The following is a 15,755-nucleotide window of genomic DNA, read 5'->3' as shown; positions in this document are numbered from 1 at the left end:
GAGTTCGAGGTTTGAGGTTCAAGGTTTAAGGCGGCTTACCTTAAACCTTGAACCTCAAACCTCGAACCCTTCAATTATAAACCATCTCCGTATTGGCGAGCGATTTGCCGGCGCGGGCGGGGATCTCGACCGTGAAGGTGCTGCCGACTCCTTTTTCGGATTCAATGCGGATCTGTCCGCCCATCTTGTCGATGAGGCGATGCGCGATCGTCAGGCCGATGCCGCATCCTTCGTAGTCGCGCGTCATCCCGTTGCTTTCCTGGACGAACGCCTCGAAGACGTGCTGCATGAACTCGGCATCCATCCCGACGCCGGTGTCCTGAACGCGGATCTGTACCACGTCGCTGTCGCTCTCGACGTGCACGTTGATCGATCCCTCGGTCGTAAACTTGATCGCGTTGTCGATGATCAGTTCGAACACCCTGCGGAGGGCCATGGGATCGATCACGGCCGGCAGGCTTTCGTCGTTGACCTGGTACTGCAGGTCGAGATCTTTTGAGCGGGCGCGCACGAACTGCTGTTCGAGGACCTCTTCCAGCACGTCGAGCACATCCGTTTGATACGGATGCAGCACGTAGCTCTCGCTCTCCAGGGCCCCGAGTTCGACCACCGCGTTGAGGGTGCGCATCAGCCGGTCGGCGCTGATCTTGATGATGTCGACCAGTTCGCGGAGGTCTTCGGGCACTTCCATCGCCAGCAGGTCGCTGCTGCCGACGATGCCGGCGATCGGCGTCCGGAACTCGTGATTGACGTTGTCGAGGATGCTCGACTTGAGCCGGGAGGAGCGCTCGGCTTCCTCCTTCGCCACCAGCAGCTCCGCCTCGTATTTGAGCCGTTCGGAGAGAATCAATTCGAGCTGGTTGGCGACTTCCACTTCGAGGTGCTCGTTCAGGCGCTTGAGCTCCTTTTCCTGCTCGCGCAGGATGAGCAGGTTGGCCACGCGGGTCATCAACTCGCGCGCATTAAACGGCTTGGCGAGGAAGTCGTCGGCGCGGGCTTCGAGGCCCTCGATCCGGAGGTCGTTCGTGGCGCGCGCCGTGAGGAGCATGATGGGGATGTGATTGAAGCGCGGATCTTCCTTGAGCCGCCGGCACATCTCGTTGCCGTCCATCCGCGGCATCATCACGTCGCTCACGATCAGGTCGGGCATCTGCGTCCGCGCCTTGTCGAGCCCGTCGACCCCGTCGACGGCGGTGATCACCCGGTACGTCGCCTCCAGAATGCCGGCAACGTATTCGCGGACGTCGGGGTTGTCTTCCACGACCAGGACCAGCTTGTCGGACTTGGCTACCGGAGCGGGCGTATCGCCGGCTTCGGCGGGCGGCTCATGATCCAGGTCGGCGCCCTCGATGGCCAGTTCGGTCAGCGCGCCGCGCGCCAGCATGGCCTCGGGGATGTCGCTGTCGACCGCGATCTCTTCCGGCTTGAGGTGCGCCTTGCCTTTCGGGAAGCGCACCGTGAACGTCGTCCCGACCCCGAGCGTGCTTTCCACCTCGATCTCCCCCTTGTGGAGGAGCACCAGTTCTTGGACGAGGGCCAGTCCGATGCCGGTGCCCTCATGCTCGCGCGTGTTGGATCCGTCCACCTGATGGAAGCGATCGAACACGTGCGGCAGGTCACCCTCGGGGATGCCCTTGCCAGTATCGCGCACAGCGATCTGGATTGCCCCTTCCCGCATCGCGGCGGTCGGTGTCGGCAGATCGGTGACGGTCACGTCGATCGTTCCTTCCGCCGGCGTGAACTTGAGTGCGTTCGAGAGCAGGTTGAAGAATACCTTTTCCAGCTTGTCCGGCTCGAAATGCAGGGGCGCCTGTTCGATGTCGCTGGTAAAGTTGAGCGCGATCTTTTTGGTTTCGGCGAGGGGGAGGCACGAGTAGACGATGCCCTCGACGAAAGGCACGATGTTGCGCTCGCGGGATCGCAGCTCCATCTTGCCGGCTTCGAGTTTCGACAGATCGAGCAGCTGGTTGATCAGGCGAAGGAGCCGCTGCGCGTTGCGGAGCATGATATGCCCCTGGCGGACGGCCGCCTCGCTGACCGAACCGTACGCCCCGGAAATGAGGTTTTCCAGCGGCCCGATGATCATCGTCAGCGGGGTTCGGAATTCGTGCGAGAGGTTGGCGAAGAAGCGGGTCTTGAAACGGTCCAGCTCGCGGAGTTTATCAGCCTGCGCCTCAATGACTTCCTTGGCTTTTTCGGTGCGTTCTTTTTCGATACGCAGATCGTGGGTGCGCTCTTCCACGGTGCGCTCCAGTTCCTCCTGGCGCGCCTTCATCTGGAGCATGCGCACGCGATAGGCGAGGAAGACGCCGCCGATCAGTCCGGCGAGACACAGCAGCCTGAACCAGAGGGTCTGATAAAAGTACGGCTCCAGATACAGGCTCAATTTTGCGGCGCGATGGTTCCATACGCCGTCGTCGTTTCGCGCGCGGACATGGAAGGCGTAGTCGCCGGGGGCCAGGTTGGTGTAAAACGATTCCCGCCGCGTCGTCGGCTCGGCCCAGGTAACGTCGGCGCCCGACAGCATGGTTTGAAACGCGACGCGGTGCGGATTGATGAGGCTCGTTGCGGTATAGGCGAATCGCAGTTTGTGCGAGCCCGGGGGGATCGTGATGGTGGAATCGATGGCGACGGCCCGGTCGTCGATGAACAGCCCGGTGATCGCGATGGGCGGGGGCAGGGTGTTCGAGGGGATCGCGGCCGGGTCGATCACGGCGGCGCCGGCGATGGTGGTGAACCAGAGCCGACCGTCGCGCGAGCGCCAGCCGGCGGGCTGCTGCCCGCCGAGGCCTTCCGCATTGCGCAGGCCGTCGGAGCGGTCGAACGCGACGCCGGCGATAGCCGTCGTGTCGCCGGCGGCCAGCCGCTCGAAATCGGCCTTGTCGATCCGGAATACGCCCTTGTTGCAGGTCATCCAGAGCCGTGCTTCGGCGTCTTCCAGGATGACGTATACGTTGTCGTTGTACAGCCCCTGCCGTTGGGTGACGGCCACGATGTCATTGCCGCGCAAGCGGTTGAGGCCCCCACCGTACGTGCCGATCCAGAGGTCGCCCCCCGCGTCGCCGTGGAGGGCGAGCACGGCGTCGCTGCTCAGCCCGCTTTCCATGTTCACGGCGGTGATCGCGCCGTCGAGGTACCGGTTGATGCCGGAGTCGTACGTGCCGATCCATACGCTGCCGTCGGCGCCGGCGGCGAAGGCGGTGATAAAGTCGCTCGAGAGCCCGTCGGCGCTGGTGATGGATGTGAGGGCGCCGCGTTCCAGGCGTCCCACGCCGGCGTCGGTGCCGATCCAGAGGGCATCGTCCGGCGCGACGAAGAGGGCGAAGATGTTGTCGCTGACCAACCCCTGCTCGGTCGTATACCGCGTAATGCGGCCGTTATCCCATTGCGCCAGACCGCCGCCGTAGGTGCCGATCCAGACCCTGCCGGCCCGATCGCCGATGATGGCCAGCACCTCGTCGCTCCCGAGGCCCTCGGCGGTGGAGATCCGCTCGATCGTCCCGTCGGGCCGCATCCGGGCCGCTCCTTCGGCCGTCCCGAACCACATCGAGCCGTCCGGGGCCTCGTAGACCGAGGCGACGTGGTCGTTCGGCAGCCCTTCCGGCATGCCCAGCGGCGTGAACTTGCCGCTGCGAAGCCGGTGGAGCCCCCCGAAGCGGGAGCCCACCCAGAGACTGCCCTCCCGATCCTGAAACAGCGACGTCAGGTCGTTGGTGGCGAATTCCTTTTCGGAGGTGAACGGCTCGAAGCCGTTGCCGGCGAGGCGGTAAAGCCGGCCACCGGTGGCGGCGAACCACGTGCTGCCGGCGTTGTCCGACAGCATATCCGTCACATACCCTTCGCCGAGTTGCAGACGATCGGTCCAGTCGGTCCAGGCGCCGTTTTCGAGAAGGTACAGGCCGGCCTCGCCGGTGGAGGCCCAGAGGCGTCCTCCGGGGTTGGCGTAGAGGGTGCTGATGAGGCCGGCGGGCGCGCCCGGGCGGTCGTCGCGAACGAACCGTTCGCCATCCCAGCGCACGATCCCGTCCTCGGTGCCGACGAGGAGCTGACCGGATGGATCCTCGGCTACTACGCTGATAAAGTCGCCCGGCAGGCCGGCGTCCGCGCCGTAGGCCTCGAAGCCATCGGGGCCGCGGTAGGCGAGCAGACCGCCTCCGTACGTGCCGGCCCAGATGGTGCCGGCGGCGTCTTCGTACAGGGTGGTGATAAAATGGCTGGTAAGCCCGCTGGCTTCGTCGAACCGTGAAAACGCCCCGTCGTACCGAAGCAGGCCGCCGCCACGGGTGCCGATCCACAACACGCTGTCGCGACCCGCCAGGATGGTGACGATGTCGTTGATCGCGAAGGCGTCGTCGGTCCGCTTGTCGAAGGTATCGAATGCGACGCCGTCGAAGCGAACCAGTCCTTCATCCGTGGCGAGCCAGAGAAAACCGTCGGGTGTCTGCGCGATGCCCATGACGGAACTCTGGGGCAGGCCATCGTCCTCGTGCCAGGATTCGAAGACATACTGGCTGATCGCTTTTTCCGGCGAAAGACGCAGGGCTTCCTGGCCGTAAACCGGCGCAGCCTGGGGCTGCAACAGGCAGCAGACCAGGCCGGCATAAAGCAAATAGCGGTGTATGGACCGGGGGAGTGGCACGTAGGGTATTGGGCTGCGAATCCATGGATATGAGGAAAGGATCGGCCGCCAGGCGGCATTCTTAACGTGTAGAACGCCGGAAACGCCGCCATCTGAACCGCCATCTGGACCGACGCAGCGCCCGGGTAAAACAGAAGAAAGCAGGCCTTGCGGCCTGCTTTCTCTGTGCTATGGGTCGACGTGCAAACGCCGGCAAGGGATGGAGCTTGGCGTTTGCAGTTTCGGGTGTGCGTTACTTCTTATTTTTTCCTTTGGTCGGGGTGGCGTCCCTGGTGCTGGTCGTTCCGAAAGGGTTATTGACTGTCAACACACCCTAGTTGGTCACGGAGCCATCGGTGGTGTTCGCCGGCACCGCCTGGATGCCATACCGCGCGCCGCTCACCAGCCGATCGCGCACCTCACTGGCCGAGCTGCCCGGATTCTGCGTCAGATAGCGGGCCGCCATCGCGGTCACGTGGGGGGTAGCCATCGACGTGCCGCTGGAAAGCATCAACACGTCGCTGCCGAAGGCCGAGAGGGAGAGGACGTCCGTGCCGGGCGCGAGCAGGTCGACGCCGGCGCCATAGTTCGAGTAGGGCGCGAACACATTCTGCTGGTCGTAGGCGGCGACGGTGATGGCTTCGGCGACGTGCGCCGGCGAGTAGGTGCTCATATCGACCCCTTCGTTGCCGGCCGCCACCACGTACACGATGCCGACGCCGATCGATTTGGCGATGGCCAAGTCGAGCGCGTTGTACTGGCGCGATTCGATGTCGGCCCCGAGGCTCATGTTCACGACGATGTTGAGATCCGGATTGGCCTCTTTTTCCTGGAGGATGTATTCGACCGCCTTCAGGAGCACCGTCATGTCCGTCACGCCGGCGCTGTTCATCACCTTGATGCTGTGGATCGGCACATCCGGGAAGAGCCCGAGCACGCCGCCGTCATTGTCGCGCGCACCGATGATGCCGGCGATATGGGTGCCGTGACCCAGCGAGTCGGGGCGATCCCGGTTGGGGTTCATGGTCCGCATCCCTTCAAGAACATTTACGCCGGGCACGCGAAGCTCCATGTAGGGAGTGAAGTCGACGGACTCCACCACGTTCAGGTCGTTGATCGGGTTGACGCCCGTATCCATCACGTAAACGCGGAGCCGATTCGAATCCAGGGGTTTGGGTGGTTTGGAAGCTCCGCCAACAACCGGCACGCTCCAGGATACCATCTGCCGGCGCTTCGTGCGCGATGCATCGCCCTGGGGCAGTTCGCCGTTGAGGAGGGCGTCCGGTTCGAGCCAGGAGAGGTCCGGATCGTTGCGGATCATGGCGATCAGGGAATCGAGCTGGCTCTCGCTCAGGGTGAGCGTGAGCGCGTCCAGAACGGACGACAACTCCGACTTGATGGTGATGCCGTCGCCGAACTTGTTTAAGAGCCGGCGCGTCACGTCGAACTTATTGACAATGCGGGGCGTGATGCCGTCGGCCTGGTAGGTCGACAGACCGAGCACCAGGTTCAGGGTGGCGTCGCCGCCCGCGGCCTTGCCGGCCTGCTCGGGGGTCGTGCGGGCTTTGTCGAGTAGCTGGGCGTGCCGGAAAACTTCCGTTGGCGCTGGCGCCGCCTGCTCGACGGCGCCGGGGTCGATGGCGTTCGGATCGTCGCCGATCATCGCGTCGCATCCCTGCAGGAGCGACGGACTAAAAAACAACAATCCGAGGATGACGATTCCTAGCCATCGAGCGGGGAGCATAGGCTTGTTCATAGAGCGTCTCCAGTGTGAACGTAAGGCAAGGGCCTGCAACACAGGACCGGGGGGGGATCTCTAGGGGTATCCGCCCCGATTACAAGGCCCGTGCCAGCCGCTGGAATCACGCTGGGAGACGATCAAGCCGCTCTTCGCCCGCGCCGGAAGAGCTTTCGGAGTAGATTTGTAATCCTCGGTGGGTAGAATAGATGCGGTGCGGTCGGCCTAGGCCTGGTCGCCGGGCCGCTCGACGGGCGTGCCCCGCCATTCGAGCGGGGGGCTCTGCGGCTCCGGAGGATCGTATCGCCGGCCGCCGAACTCCATGCGAACCTGGAACGCACCCGTTTTCTGCTGGCGTTCGACAAACCGCAGGACCGAACTGCGGATCAGCGCGCGTGTGAAAGGGATCAGGCCGAGAAACCCGGCGAAATCGGTGAGGACGCCGGGGGTCAGCAGAAAGGCGCCCGAGACCAGGATGATGAGCCCGTCCACCAGTTCGGTGCCGGGCAACTGCCCCTGCTGGAGCCGGAGGTTGAACTGCCGCCACACGGTCAGCCCCTGCCGGCGCGTCAGCGTGCTGCCCAGCAGACCCGTGATGACGACGATGCCCATCGTGGGCCAGAACCCGATCACTTCGCCCAGCTTGACCAGCAGGGCGAGTTCGAGGATCGGGAGTGCAACGAAAAGAAAAAGCAGCCGAAAAAACATGGGGTGGGGGTTAGAACGTAACGAACAGGCCGGCGTACACACGCTCCGGTAGCGACGAATGCCCGGGATTGAAGTTCCGGGCGAGATTCCGTACCACATGCCGCAAACAGCCACTTTACCTGCATCAACCGCGCCGCGTCGACGGACGCGCAGCTGGTCCAGTCGATTCCTGGGCGGGCTGTTCACGGTCTTCGCCCTCGTGGCGCTGCCGTTCATCCTGCTGGTGCGCACCTCGCTCTACCTCTACCTCCAGCAGCAGATGCATACGTGGGTCGCGATCGCCGGCGGGATCGTGGTGACGGGCTTCGTGCTCTTCGCCTACACGGCGTACCTGCGCCGGCGCTGGTTTGGGAGCTGGGAGATGTCGGGCCGGGTGTTCAAGACGATGCTGCTCATCGTCGCCCTGTACAGCGGCTATTCGATGATGTACATCTCGAGCTCGAACGTCAAGACGGAAAGCGTCCGGTCCACCTACCGCTCCCTGCACCCGATCCTGCGCATCGCGACGAGCACGCTCGTGCTGGTCAACCGGGATCTGGTGGTGACCGATGCGGGGCGCACGCCGGCGGATTACAAAAAGATGGGGCTGCCCGTGCGCGAGCAGTCGCTCCACTACAAACAGGGCAGCGGCTACGTCGAGGCGGTGGACATCCGAACCCACGGCCGCTCCGAGATCGCAAACGGACTCGTGCGGCTCTATTTCTGGGCGATGGGCTTTAATACGCTCCGGCACGTCGGCACCGCCGATCACCTGCACGTCTCGATGCCGGCCGCCCGCTGACGGGCCTAGCCGGCTTCCGCGAAGCTGAAAACCACCGGGTTGGCGAGGGCGCGATACGCCTCGGGCGCCATGATGATGGAATCGGTGAGCGAGCCGGCATTAAATGCCATCCGCTCGTTCGCAAACACCGACGGATCCACGAACAGATCGAGGTCGAGCACCGGCCGGCCAAAAGGGGGCACCGATCCCGGCACCAGCCCGGTCAGGTCGAGCAATTCCTCGGGGGTGGCGAAACGCGATTTGCTCGCGCCGAAAAAGCGGCGGATGGCGCGGGCGTCGGAGCGGAGCGCGGCGCTGAGGACGAAGAGACGAAACGTTTCATCCACCTTCATGACGAGCGCCTTGGCACCGATCGCGATGGATTCGCCACGCGCCCGCGCGGAGTCGGCGGACGTGGGCGTCGGCTCGTGGTGGATGTGCCGGTAGGCGACGCCGGCGTCGTCGAGGAGCGCGCGGATGCGTTCGTACGGCGTCATCGCGGCGCCATGCGGATCGCCCCATCGAGCCGGATGACCTCGCCGTTGAGCATCGGGTTCTCGACGATGTGCCGCGCCAGCTGGCCGTATTCGATCGGTCGGCCGAGCCGGGAGGGGAAGGGCACCTGTTCGCCGAGCGATTGGCGCGCCTTTTCGGGCAGGCCGGCGAGCAGCGGGGTGTCGAACAGCCCCGGGGCGATCGTCATCACCCGAATGCCGTTTCGGGCCAGATCGCGCGCCAGCGGCAGCGTCATCCCGACGATGCCGCCCTTCGAGGCGGCGTAGGCGACCTGCCCCATCTGACCGTCGTAGGCGGCCACCGAGGCGGTATTGATGATCACGCCGCGTTCGCCTTCCTCATTGGGTTCGTTCTCGGCCATCGAGGCGGCGGCGAGCCGGATCACGTTGAACGTGCCCACGAGATTGACCTGGATCACCCGGTTGAACGAGGCGAGGTCGTGCGGTCCATCCTTGCCGAGCGTTTTTTGCGCGATGGCCACGCCGGCGCAGTTCACCACCCCGTGCAATCCACCCAGCCGCGCGTGCGCGGCGTCGATCGCGGCCTGGACGCTGGCTTCGTCGGTCACGTCGGTGCGGATGAACAGGGCGCTCGAGCCGAGGCGTCGGGCCGTATCGGTGCCGGCGTTGGGGTTGATGTCGGCCAGCACCACGCGGGCGCCGGCGTCGACCAGCGCTTCAGCCGTCGCCGCGCCGAGCCCGGAGCCGCCGCCGGTGATCAGAATCGTGCTTTTTTTGGGGTCCATGGATGGAATGCAAAAGGCAAAATGAAAATCGCAAAATGAACTGGCTGATGGCCGGAACCACCTGAAACGTGTAACCTGCAACCTGCAACCTATTCGTACAGGTCCGACGTATCTGCCGCGGCGAGTTCTACGAAGAAGCCGGCGATGCGCTCCGTGACGGCCGCGACGTAGCGGGCGCCTTTTTCGGGCGTGGCCCGGGCCGGATCGCCGGCGCCGGTGTCGTCGGTCGCCTTCAGCCAGTCACGCTGCGCCCAGGCCCACTTTTCGCGCAACGCGCGGATCTTGAACGGGTGCTGCCGTCCGTCGCCGGCCTCGCTGAGCGGGCGGACGAGCTCCGGAGCGATGTGCATCATGACGCTGGTCTCCAGCTCGCCGGCGTGATCGCCGAGGTCCTCGAAGTAGGGCGTCCACGGCTCGGCGCTGTACCAGTTCATGGTGCAGAGGAAGATGCCGGGAAACTGCGGCTGGAGCTCGCGCAGCATCTGCTTGAAGTCGTTCCCGCCGTGCCCGTTGAGCACCACGAGTTTCGGGATGCCCTGCCGCGCGAGCGCATCGACCACGTCCCGCAACACGGCAAACTGCGTGCTCGGGTTCATGTTGATGTCGAGGGTGATGTCCAGCTGCCCGGTGTTGACCCCGAACGGGATGTTCGGCAACACGCCGACCCGCGCCCCTTTCGCCCACGCGATGCGGGCGGCCTCGGCGGCGACGTAATCGTTCTGGATGTTGTCGGTGGCGTAGGGCAGGTGGTAGTTGTGCGCCTCGGTGGCTCCCCAGGGCAGTACGATCACAGCGTAGGGGTTCTCCTGGACGAATTTCCAGGTGACTTCGGCAATCAGGTAGGGGCGCATGGGGAGGGCTGCGGGATGCTGGATGCGAGATGTCAGGGGGGATGCGAGATGCAGGATGCAGGATGCGGGATGTTAGATGCTGGATGCTGGCGGCAGATGCGCTGATTTGAGGCACCATCCGATAGCCAGCATCCATCACATAGCATCCCGTATCATCAGTTGCCGGGCTGCGGCGGCGAGTACATGATGTGCGCCCACGGCATGCCGGCGTCCATCAGCCAGGGCGCGCCGGGCATGGGTTGTTCGGCGGACAGCCCGGTGGATTCGGTCGTCGCAAAGGGCATGTACATCACGTAGAGCGGGCGCACGTTGGTTACCTCGCCCGTCGTGGTGTTGAAGCTGTCGGCCTGGCCGAAAAGCTGGTAGAGCGCGGCGGGACCATCCGGCATGCGCAGGGTGCCGGCTTCGACTTCCTGCCGGCGGATGTCGCGGCTGGCGCCGCGGTCCTTGCCTTCTTTCGCCAGCTCCCGGCCGCGCGCCATGAACGGCTCGAGGCTGCGCGCATAGCAGGCCGCCTGGAAACGATCATCCCCGGGCTTGTCGGCCAGGCAGATCATCTCGTTCGTGCCCTCGCGGAGGGTGATCAGGTCTTCGCCAGTCGCGCCGTAGCCCAGCACGGCGGCGCCGTCCTTGAGGTCGTCCGGCAGCGGCGACACGGCGCCGGCGATCTGGATGGCGGGCGGCGGTACGGATTGCGCCAGGGCAACGGCGGGAAGGCATCCCGCGAGCAGGAGCGCGGCAAGACGCAGGCGATGAGTCGACATAGGAAACCGATTGAGGTGTGAGCTTGGGGTCGTACCGCTAATCTACAACCTGGCGCGTGGGATGACAACAGCGGCCCTGCTGCTGGCACCGGGCAGCCGGCGCGGGCCCTTCACCAGGACCTGACGTAGAGCGCCCGCTCCTCATCCTTAGGCAAGGACACCGGGAAGCCTTCGAGCAGCTGGCGGCCGTCGACGAGGGTGCGGGCATCCGACTTCATGTCGTACACGAGATAGCGCTGCGTCGCATCGACCGTGTACCACTCGGGAAACTGGTTGATGCGCGGCCAGTCGATCGGCAGATGCAGCACATCGCGATGGCGGGGGCGGTCGAAAAAGAGCCGGCCGTCCCAGGCGCTGTCCGCGGAGACGCTCAGGTACAACCCATCCTCCCGCATCACGCCGCCGACCCGCACGTCGGCCCGCCACGGTTCGGCGTGGACGCCCTTCGTCTTCCAGAAGGCGTACATGATCGACGTGCGCGCGAAGTTGCCGTCGCCATGCCAGCCCTCGACGATGCCGTCCGCCTGCTGTTTGGCCCACATACGGCGGATCTGCCGATCGATCCATGCGCCGGCGTCGGGCTCGGCCTCGCGGTTGTAGAGGTTGAGTGCGCTCTCGATCGCGTCGGCGTCGCCGTCGGCGCTGCCGTGCTCCCAGTCGTAGTCCGCGTAATGCGGCTGCAGCGCGCGCAGCGCCTTCAGCGTGGCGTCGCGATACGCCGGCGTGCCGTCGATCAGGTACACCGCATAGAGCCCGTTCATGGTATACCCCCAGGTGTCGGCGGCGCCGGCCTGGATCACCTCGCCGGTTTTCGGGGCGATGACGTTGTAAAACAGGCCGGTGTCGTCGCGGCCGACCTCCAGGATCCGGTCGAGCATCGCGTGGACGGGCGCCTCGTACCGCGCTTTTTTGTCGGGCCGCGCGAAATGGGTGGTGACGTACAATTCGACAAGGCCGGAAACGATCTCGCAGCCGTGGTCGCGCAGACGGAGCCGTTCGAGATCCCGCGTGGGATGATGCCGGCCGAGGAGGTAATAGTCGCCCAGCCGCATCGCCCAGTCCAGGTATTTTTCGTCACCCGTCATCCAGTAGACGCGCGACAGCGTCTGCAGCATCTCGCCGTTTACCTCGACGTTTTCCGAAACGATCGGCCCGAATTCGGTCGGTACGGGGGCAACCGCCCACATGGCGTCGAGCAGCTCGATCATCCGCGCGCTCCACGGGCTTTCGCCCAGCCATTCGGTGAGCGGCAACAACCCGTCCTTGATGTACTCGGAAGCGCCGAAGATCAGCCGCGTCGTGTCGATCTCCGGGTGGGCGAATGCGCCGGCGCGGAAGTCATAGACGTCGGGAAGGCCGGCGGCGCGCGTGGTCAGCCGGCGCTCGGCATCGAGCATCGCGTGCATGGGGCTGTCGAACAGCGGCCGGGCCGTGAGCCGGCTGGTGAGCACGAGGAAGGGGTAGTTGTCCGCGGCGCTGTCCCAGGCATTCCAGATGGTGCTGTCGGTCCCGAGGTTGCGGGGTATCAGCCCCGTTGCGGGGTCGGCATGGCGCATCCATCCCCTGAGATACCGGTAGCTGTGGAGGAGGGCTTCGCGGGAGGCGCGTCCGTTGATCCGCGCGGCATCGATGGTGTCGGCATCGAGCGTCGGCGGCGAGGGCTGGCAGCCGGCGAGCAGGAGAAAGGAGAAGAGAAGCGTTTTGACTGTGCTTTCCATCGGGCGTGTACGTCAATGCGACGGCCACACGCAGGAAAAGCGTTCAGCCGTCGGTCTGCTTGGAGCGGGCTTCGCGCCACGCGTCCCGAATCTCGGTCAGCAGCTGGGCGCTCTGCTCGAATTGCTGTTTATGGATAAGATACAGGCAATGATCGTAGATGTGCTCGAGATGCATCGAGAGACTGGTGAACCGGTCGTGGTCGAGGCTATTTTTGAGCGCGACCACGGCGCCACGTGCGCGCAGCCCGTTTTTCTCGAAGCATCCTGCAAGCGCTTCGTTATACGTCATCAGGATCAGATCGATCGGATGGGCGCCGAGGGTGCGGCCGGCCTGATAGGCATGTGTCGCGGTCTGGTACGGTGTCATCGGAGGAGGCGGAGCACTCCGCCGTCAGGTCTCGCCCCCTGACGGCGGAGTGTGCAGGTCACATGGCAGGAAAAACGGAGGTATCAGCCGGCGACGCCGGCTTTGAGGAACGACTGGAGCGCGGCCGGGCGATGGACTTCAGCGTTCTCGGGATGTTGAGCGATGGCCTCGGTTGCGAGGAAGGTCTTGGTACGCACCGTGCTGGCATCGAGGGGCGCGCCGGGCGGATCGGTATCCGCCGCGGTATAGGCGCGCGTTCCCGAGGTACTCAGGGTTACGGCGTCTACGGGCGCAGCCTGGGGCGACGGCAAGCCGCTGGCGATGCGTTTCAGAACGGCGTCCAGACTGCTTCTGCGCTGAGTCGATACCATCTCGCCGGCGGATGTCGCGGCGGCTTGTACGGAAATACTCATAGGCGTTGGCGCGTAAGACGCGGGGTAGGGTAAGGATCCGTCGGACAGACTTCACATTCAGGGTATCGGCCGAAAATCGCCCGGCTTAACCGGCAGCCCCGTTCGGCACGAGTACGTTACAATCCAGGCCGGTTCAGCCGAACAGGCTCTGGAAAAAGGACTGCATCGTGCGCTGGGTGTGGACCATGGCCGTCATGCTGGCGTCCGCCTTGATCGACGAAATCGCCAGGTTGGACGCTTCCTTCGCGAAATCCGCGTCGGCCACGCGCGAGAGAGCCGCGCGGGTGTCGATCGACTGCCGGCCGAGCTGCTCAGATCGGATCGCCATGCTGCCGGCGAAGGTCGACACCTTGCCGTGCTCCTGGAGGACGCTGTTCAGGGCGTTATCCAGCGCGCCGAGCGATGCCGCTGCTTCGGAGGCACTGCCTGCGCCGATGCCGTCGATCCCGAGCGACTCGGCGTCGATGCCATCCAGGCTGAGGGTCTCGAGGTCCTGCCCGGTATAGACCGAGAAGGCGTTGCCGAATGGGGCGCGACCGCCGGGGCCGGCCTGTGCGGCGAGGTCGTTCAGCGAGCCCTTGATGGTCTCCAGCTCGCTGTTGATCAGGGCGCGTTCGTCTTCGCCGAGGGTATCGTTGGCGGCGCGGACCGAAAGCTCTTCGGCGCGCATCAGGAGGTCGGCCGCCCCGTCGAGGGTGCTTCCGGCCGTCTCGGAGTAGCTGATGGCGTCGTACGTATTGGCGGCGGATTGATCGAGGGTCGCGATCTGCGCGCGAAAACCGGTCGACAGCGCCAGGTTTACCGCATCTTCCGCCGCGCTGTTTATCTTTTGCGCGGTCGACATGCGAAGCAAGGCGGCGGACTGGTCCTGCTGGTTCTTCGCCAGCTCCAGGGCGGCCCGCTGCGTCGTGGCGCTGGCCAGGGTCATCTCCATACATTTCGGGGGAAGGGGCGAAGGGCTCGCCGGTGAAAAGGGGAGGCAATACAACCCGTTGGGGGTATCGACCGAAAAGCGAAGGGCTTAAGGGAGGCTATGGCAAGCTGGAAAGATTTTACAGATGGAGGCGACTGGCAGGCTCGATTGCGGCAATACGGCCTCTCCGATCGCGCCGCGGCGCTCCACGCCGGCGTCTTCGCACGCCTCGCCGGCCGCATGGGCGACGCGCCTTCGGCGGCGCTTTTTGTGCCGGGCCGGATCGAGGTGCTGGGCAAACATACCGACTATGCCGGGGGCGACAGCCTCGTCTGCGCCGTGGAGCGCGGCTTCTGCATGCTGGTCGCTGCCGTCGACACGGCCGCGGCGACCATCGAGGATGCCGCCCGTGGCGAGCAGATCGACCTGCGGGCCTCCCAACCGGGGTCGCCGGCATGGGGCCGCTACCCGTCGACGGTGTGGAATCGGTTAAACACGCATGTTGGGCCGTTCGCGTCGGGCGTCCGCATCCTGTTCGAGAGCACCCTGCCGGCGGATGCCGGCCTCAGCAGCTCGAGCGCGCTGATGGTCGGGACGTTTCTCGCCCTTAGCGCTGTCTACGGATTCGAACGCGATGCGCGGTACCGCGCGGTCATCGCGACCGACCTGGACAGGGCGGATTTCCTGGGGCACATCGAGAACGGACAGACCTTCCGGACGCTGGCCGGCGAACAGGGGGTAGGGACGTTCGGCGGCAGCCAGGATCACGCGGCGATCTGTTGCAGCGTGGCCGGAGCCGTCAGCCGGTTCCGCTACGCGCCGATGGCGCGGGCCGGCATGGCGTCGCTGCCGGAGGACCTCACGTTCGTCGTGGCGCTGTCGGGTGTCGAGGCGCAGAAAACCGGCGCCGCGCGGGCGGCCTACAACGAGGCCAGCGCCAGGGCGAACCGGATCGCCGAGCGCTGGTGCGCGGCGCACGGCCAGCCGTGGCAGCGGCTTCGGACGATCGTGGAGTCGCCGGGCTTTTCGCCTGCGGCCATGGAGCGGTTGCTTGAGGGCGACGCGCCGCTGGCACGGCGTTTCCGTCATTTCTGGGCCGAGCACGGCGAGCTGGTGCCGGCGGCGTTCGAGGCGTTTGTGCGGCACGATTGGTCCGTGCTGGGCGACGTGGTGGACCGGTCCCAGGCCCTGGCGGAATCGCTGCTCGGGAATCAGGTGCCCGAGACCGTGGCGCTGGCGCAGCTGGCTCGCTCGCACGGGGCCCTGGCGGCGTCGGCGTTCGGGGCCGGCTTCGGCGGAGCCGTATGGGCGCTGGTGCCGGCGCACGAGGCGACCCGCTTCCGTACGCGGTGGCTGGACAGCTATCGCGCGGTTTTTCCGGAGAGGAGCCAGGCCGGCGTGTTCGAATCGCGACCCGGTCCGCCGGCGGGGTACATGGTTGAGGTCCCGTAATCCGGGCCGGCCCGATCTCTGGGCGCATGCGCGGGGCGAACCGATTATTGGGTATAGGCCGCTGGGATGCAGCATGCAGATAGGGAATGCCAATCTGTCCATAACCTTCCGACGTCGCGAATGCGCAGACGCAGCGAACAAATGGAAGTTTTTGTTGCCGTTGTCGGTGATAGAGAGTTATAATAGGGGGGA

At 65.2% G+C, this 15,755-nt stretch carries 13 protein-coding genes; 2 read left to right on the top strand and 11 right to left on the bottom strand.

The genetic code is table 11. From position 1 onward, the window contains the following. Window positions 1-70: 70 nt before the first annotated feature. From R2834_01030 to R2834_01020, 3 genes are all read right to left on the bottom strand, one after another. Entirely contained in the window at window positions 71-4,639 is a 4,569-nt protein-coding gene (locus R2834_01030) for an ATP-binding protein (GenBank protein ID MEZ4698884.1), read from the bottom strand. A 313-nt stretch (window positions 4,640-4,952) separates the two neighbouring features. Beyond that, window positions 4,953-6,362 (bottom strand): S8 family serine peptidase, encoded by a 1,410-nt coding sequence (locus R2834_01025; protein MEZ4698883.1) that lies wholly within the window; start codon window positions 6,360-6,362, stop codon window positions 4,953-4,955. Window positions 6,363-6,581: 219 nt separating this feature from the next. Then, window positions 6,582-7,064, bottom strand: coding sequence for an FxsA family protein (locus R2834_01020; GenBank protein MEZ4698882.1), 483 nt, complete (start codon window positions 7,062-7,064; stop codon window positions 6,582-6,584). Between the two features lie 97 nt (window positions 7,065-7,161). On the opposite strand from R2834_01020, the gene R2834_01015 reads away from it, so the two are divergent. Next, window positions 7,162-7,845, top strand: coding sequence for a hypothetical protein (locus R2834_01015; protein ID MEZ4698881.1), 684 nt, complete (start codon window positions 7,162-7,164; stop codon window positions 7,843-7,845). A 5-nt stretch (window positions 7,846-7,850) separates the two neighbouring features. Here R2834_01015 and R2834_01010 read toward each other — a convergent pair whose 3' ends face one another. The 8 genes from R2834_01010 to R2834_00975 all read right to left on the bottom strand — a co-directional run bounded on the left by R2834_01010 (window position 7,851) and on the right by R2834_00975 (window position 14,132). Next, window positions 7,851-8,321: a YbaK/EbsC family protein gene (locus R2834_01010; protein MEZ4698880.1), complete on the bottom strand. Its 471-nt coding sequence runs from the start codon at window positions 8,319-8,321 to the stop codon at window positions 7,851-7,853. Continuing rightward, window positions 8,318-9,085: a 3-hydroxyacyl-CoA dehydrogenase gene (locus R2834_01005; GenBank protein ID MEZ4698879.1), complete on the bottom strand. Its 768-nt coding sequence runs from the start codon at window positions 9,083-9,085 to the stop codon at window positions 8,318-8,320. Before R2834_01005 ends, R2834_01010 begins: the two co-directional genes overlap by 4 nt. 89 nt (window positions 9,086-9,174) lie before the next feature. Then, the gene (locus tag R2834_01000) at window positions 9,175-9,936 is read right to left on the bottom strand and encodes a creatininase family protein (GenBank protein ID MEZ4698878.1); all 762 of its coding nucleotides are present in this window, start codon (window positions 9,934-9,936) and stop codon (window positions 9,175-9,177) included. Between the two features lie 155 nt (window positions 9,937-10,091). Further along, window positions 10,092-10,700 (bottom strand): hypothetical protein, encoded by a 609-nt coding sequence (locus R2834_00995; protein ID MEZ4698877.1) that lies wholly within the window; start codon window positions 10,698-10,700, stop codon window positions 10,092-10,094. Between the two features lie 110 nt (window positions 10,701-10,810). After that, window positions 10,811-12,418, bottom strand: a complete 1,608-nt coding sequence (locus R2834_00990) for a hypothetical protein (GenBank protein ID MEZ4698876.1) — start codon at window positions 12,416-12,418, stop codon at window positions 10,811-10,813. Between the two features lie 43 nt (window positions 12,419-12,461). Continuing rightward, window positions 12,462-12,785: a hypothetical protein gene (locus tag R2834_00985; GenBank protein ID MEZ4698875.1), complete on the bottom strand. Its 324-nt coding sequence runs from the start codon at window positions 12,783-12,785 to the stop codon at window positions 12,462-12,464. Between the two features lie 83 nt (window positions 12,786-12,868). Beyond that, window positions 12,869-13,198: a hypothetical protein gene (locus R2834_00980; protein ID MEZ4698874.1), complete on the bottom strand. Its 330-nt coding sequence runs from the start codon at window positions 13,196-13,198 to the stop codon at window positions 12,869-12,871. Window positions 13,199-13,331: 133 nt separating this feature from the next. After that, entirely contained in the window at window positions 13,332-14,132 is an 801-nt protein-coding gene (locus R2834_00975; GenBank protein MEZ4698873.1) for a flagellin, read from the bottom strand. Between the two features lie 99 nt (window positions 14,133-14,231). Here R2834_00975 and R2834_00970 point away from each other — a divergent pair, with 99 nt between their 5' ends. Next, window positions 14,232-15,563 (top strand): galactokinase family protein, encoded by a 1,332-nt coding sequence (locus R2834_00970; protein ID MEZ4698872.1) that lies wholly within the window; start codon window positions 14,232-14,234, stop codon window positions 15,561-15,563. The last annotated feature ends 192 nt before the right edge of the window (window positions 15,564-15,755 follow it).

It is taken from the genome of Rhodothermales bacterium (assembly GCA_041391505.1).
Taxonomy (GTDB): domain Bacteria; phylum Bacteroidota; class Rhodothermia; order Rhodothermales; family JAHQVL01; genus JAWKNW01.
Note: the sequence above shows the minus strand (reverse complement) of the source record. Positions and strands in the feature narration are given on the sequence as shown.

Bases quoted from the DNA above. Each gene is read 5' to 3' on its own strand.
- R2834_01025 (MEZ4698883.1), bottom strand. From the start codon at position 6,362: ATGCTCCCCGCTCGATGGCTAGGAATCGTCATCCTCGGATTGTTGTTT.
- R2834_01010 (MEZ4698880.1), bottom strand. From the start codon at position 8,321: ATGACGCCGTACGAACGCATCCGCGCGCTCCTCGACGACGCCGGCGTC.
- R2834_01015 (MEZ4698881.1), top strand. From the start codon at position 7,162: ATGCCGCAAACAGCCACTTTACCTGCATCAACCGCGCCGCGTCGACGG.
- R2834_00975 (MEZ4698873.1), bottom strand. From the start codon at position 14,132: ATGGAGATGACCCTGGCCAGCGCCACGACGCAGCGGGCCGCCCTGGAG.
- R2834_00980 (MEZ4698874.1), bottom strand. From the start codon at position 13,198: ATGAGTATTTCCGTACAAGCCGCCGCGACATCCGCCGGCGAGATGGTA.
- R2834_00985 (MEZ4698875.1), bottom strand. From the start codon at position 12,785: ATGACACCGTACCAGACCGCGACACATGCCTATCAGGCCGGCCGCACC.
- R2834_00990 (MEZ4698876.1), bottom strand. From the start codon at position 12,418: ATGGAAAGCACAGTCAAAACGCTTCTCTTCTCCTTTCTCCTGCTCGCC.
- R2834_01020 (MEZ4698882.1), bottom strand. From the start codon at position 7,064: ATGTTTTTTCGGCTGCTTTTTCTTTTCGTTGCACTCCCGATCCTCGAA.
- R2834_00995 (MEZ4698877.1), bottom strand. From the start codon at position 10,700: ATGTCGACTCATCGCCTGCGTCTTGCCGCGCTCCTGCTCGCGGGATGC.
- R2834_01005 (MEZ4698879.1), bottom strand. From the start codon at position 9,085: ATGGACCCCAAAAAAAGCACGATTCTGATCACCGGCGGCGGCTCCGGG.
- R2834_01000 (MEZ4698878.1), bottom strand. From the start codon at position 9,936: ATGCGCCCCTACCTGATTGCCGAAGTCACCTGGAAATTCGTCCAGGAG.
- R2834_00970 (MEZ4698872.1), top strand. From the start codon at position 14,232: ATGGCAAGCTGGAAAGATTTTACAGATGGAGGCGACTGGCAGGCTCGA.